2 pseudogenes are annotated in these 3,260 nt (G+C 59.8%); both read left to right on the top strand.

The features are described from left to right. Window positions 1-43: 43 nt before the first annotated feature. Window positions 44-1,843, top strand: a pseudogene (gene infB, locus ACQKP4_RS28730) (translation initiation factor IF-2); the annotation flags it as partial. Further along, window positions 1,839-3,065, top strand: a pseudogene (nuoF, locus tag ACQKP4_RS28725) (NADH-quinone oxidoreductase subunit NuoF); the annotation flags it as partial. The pseudogenes infB and nuoF, both read left to right, overlap by 5 nt. Window positions 3,066-3,260: the final 195 nt, after the last annotated feature.

Here is a 3,260-nt window from a genome sequence, read left to right as displayed (position 1 = left end):
TATTAATTATGTGAGGATTCCCGTTGTTTCGAGAACCCTCACACTGGATCAGAAGTCCAGATTCGACACCGCCAAGGCGTTGCTCTCGATGAAGTTGCCGCACACCGCCGCCGAAGAACATGTGACTGACAGTGAGAAGCAATCTTTGCTGACTCACTTGAAAAGCAGTCACAAGGCGAAAGTGGAAGAACCACGCAAGATCACGCTGCAGCGTAAAACCACCAGCACCCTGCGTGTTGCTGGCAGCAAAAGCATCAGTGTTGAAGTCCGTAAAAAGAAAGTTTTCGTACAACGCAGCCCGGAAGAAATCGAAGCCGAGCGCAAACGCGAACTGGAAGAACGTCGCGCAGTAGAAAATGCTGCCCGTCAGAAGGCTGAAGAAGAAGCCAAGCGTCGCGCCGAAGAAGAAGCACGTCGCCAGCCTGCTACTGCGCAAACCGCTACCACCGACGCTGTTGCAGCGCCTGCGGCAGTGGCCGAGCCTGTGCGTGAAAGCGCTCCGGTTGTGGCAGCTGCACCAGCACCGTCTGCTGATGTTCGCAACAAGCAGAACGAACAGCGCCGTCCGGACAAACCACGCGCCGACGATAACAATCGTCGCGGCAGTGGCGATGGCGAGCGTAAAAACGCTCCGCATCGTGCTTCGGTTAAAGAGAAAGCGCCTGCGCCACGTGTTGCGCCACGCACTACCGACGAAGAAAGCGATGGCTTCCGTCGTGGTGGTCGCGGCAAGGCCAAGCTGAAGAAACGCAACGCTCACGGTTTCCAGAGCCCAACCGGCCCTGTAGTGCGCGAAGTGAAGATCGGCGAGACCATCACTGTTGGCGATCTTGCCCAGCAGATGTCGGTCAAGGCTGCTGAAATCATCAAGTTCATGTTCAAACTGGGTACTCCAGCGACGATCAACCAGGTACTGGATCAGGAAACTGCCCAACTGGTTGCTGAAGAGCTGGGCCACAAAGTGACCCTGGTCAGCGACACCGCCCTGGAAGATTCCCTGGCCGAGTCCCTGAAGTTTGAAGGTGAGTCGTTCTCCCGTGCGCCAGTCGTAACCGTAATGGGTCACGTTGACCACGGTAAGACCTCGCTGCTCGACTACATCCGTCGTGCCAAGGTAGCTGCTGGCGAAGCCGGCGGTATCACCCAGCACATCGGTGCGTACCACGTTGAAACTGATCGCGGCATGGTCACGTTCCTTGATACCCCGGGTCACGCCGCGTTTACCGCAATGCGTGCTCGTGGTGCCAAGGCGACCGACATCGTGATCCTGGTGGTTGCAGCGGACGACGGCGTGATGCCGCAGACCATTGAAGCTGTCCAGCACGCCAAGGCTGCCGGTGTTCCTCTGGTAGTGGCTGTGAACAAAATCGACAAGCCGGGCGCCGATCTCGATCGCATCCGTAGCGAACTGTCGGTTCACGGCGTGACTTCGGAAGAGTGGGGCGGCGACACCCCGTTCGTATCGGTTTCGGCGAAAGTCGGTACTGGCGTGGACGAGCTGCTCGAAGCGGTTCTGCTGCAAGCCGAAGTTCTCGAACTGAAAGCAACGCCTTCGGCTCCAGGTCGTGGCGTTGTGGTTGAATCGCGTCTCGACAAAGGTCGTGGCCCGGTTGCTACCGTTCTGGTTCAAGACGGTACCCTGCGCCAAGGCGACATGGTGCTGGTCGGTTCGAACTACGGCCGTGTACGTGCCATGCTCGACGAGAACGGCAAGCCAATCAAAGAAGCCGGTCCTTCCATCCCTGTCGAGATTCTCGGCCTGGACGGTACTCCGGACGCTGGCGACGAGATGAGCGTGGTTGCCGACGAGAAGAAAGCCCGTGAAGTGGCTCTGTTCCGCCGCAGCGCGCAAAGCCTTCGCCGACATGGCTCAGGACGACATCGTCCAGACCGTGAAAGACGCCGGTCTCAAAGGTCGCGGCGGTGCTGGCTTCCCCACCGGTGTCAAGTGGGGCCTGATGCCCAAAGACGAATCCATCAACATCCGCTACCTGCTGTGCAACGCGGACGAGATGGAACCGAACACCTGGAAAGACCGCATGCTGATGGAGCAACTGCCCCATCTGCTGATCGAAGGCATGCTGATCAGTGCCCGCGCGCTGAAAACCTACCGTGGCTATATCTTCCTGCGTGGCGAATACACCACCGCCGCCAAGCACCTCAACCGTGCCGTGGAAGAAGCCAAGGCAGCGGGCCTGCTGGGTAAAAACATTCTGGGCAGCGGCTTCGATTTCGAGCTGTTCGTCCACACCGGCGCCGGGCGTTACATCTGCGGTGAAGAAACCGCACTGATCAACTCCCTCGAAGGCCGCCGCGCCAACCCACGCTCCAAGCCGCCCTTCCCTGCCGCCGTTGGCGTGTGGGGCAAGCCGACTTGCGTGAACAACGTCGAAACCCTGTGCAACGTGCCGGCGATCATTGCCGACGGCGTGGACTGGTACAAATCGTTGTCGCGTGAAGGCAGCGAAGACATGGGCACCAAGCTCATGGGCTTCTCCGGCAAGGTCAAGAACCCGGGCCTGTGGGAATTGCCGTTCGGCATCACCGGTCGCGAACTGTTCGAAGACTACGCTGGCGGCATGCGCGACGGCTTCAAGCTCAAGGCCTGGCAGCCAGGCGGCGCCGGTACCGGTTTCCTGTTGCCGGAGCACCTGGACGCACAAATGTACGCCGGCGGCATCGCCAAAGTGGGCACCCGTATGGGCACCGGCCTGGCCATGGCGGTGGACGACAGCGTCAACATGGTTTCCCTGCTGCGCAACATGGAAGAGTTCTTCTCCCGCGAGTCGTGTGGTTTCTGCACGCCATGCCGTGACGGTCTGCCGTGGAGCGTCAAGCTGCTGCGCGCCATCGAGAACGGTGAAGGGCAAGCCGGCGATATCGAGACCCTGTTGGGTCTGGTCGGCTTCCTCGGCCCTGGCAAGACTTTCTGTGCTCACGCACCGGGCGCCGTGGAGCCATTGGGCAGCGCAATCAAATACTTCCGCCATGAGTTCGAAGCCGGCATCGCGCCCACCAGCGCCGTCGTCCCGCCTCTGGCAAGGCCGATCGTAGTCGGCGCGTAAACGCTTAAAAAGGCGAAGGGTTCGTGCCCGCAGCCTTTCGTGTGATGACGCCTTGAACGGCTGTGTTGATTCACGCGAATAACAAGATTCCATTAGCCACGCCCGCTGACACCGGGCCAACGAAGACCTTTGAACCATGGCCACTCTCGTCCAGGTCAAAGCCGTAGTCCCGATATTCCATTGCCCCGGCGAGCC

Origin of the sequence: Pseudomonas sp. NPDC086278, from assembly GCF_050280905.1 — a bacterium.
In the GTDB taxonomy this organism is placed as follows: Bacteria; Pseudomonadota; Gammaproteobacteria; order Pseudomonadales; family Pseudomonadaceae; genus Aquipseudomonas.
This window is presented reverse-complemented; position numbering and strand designations above follow the sequence as displayed.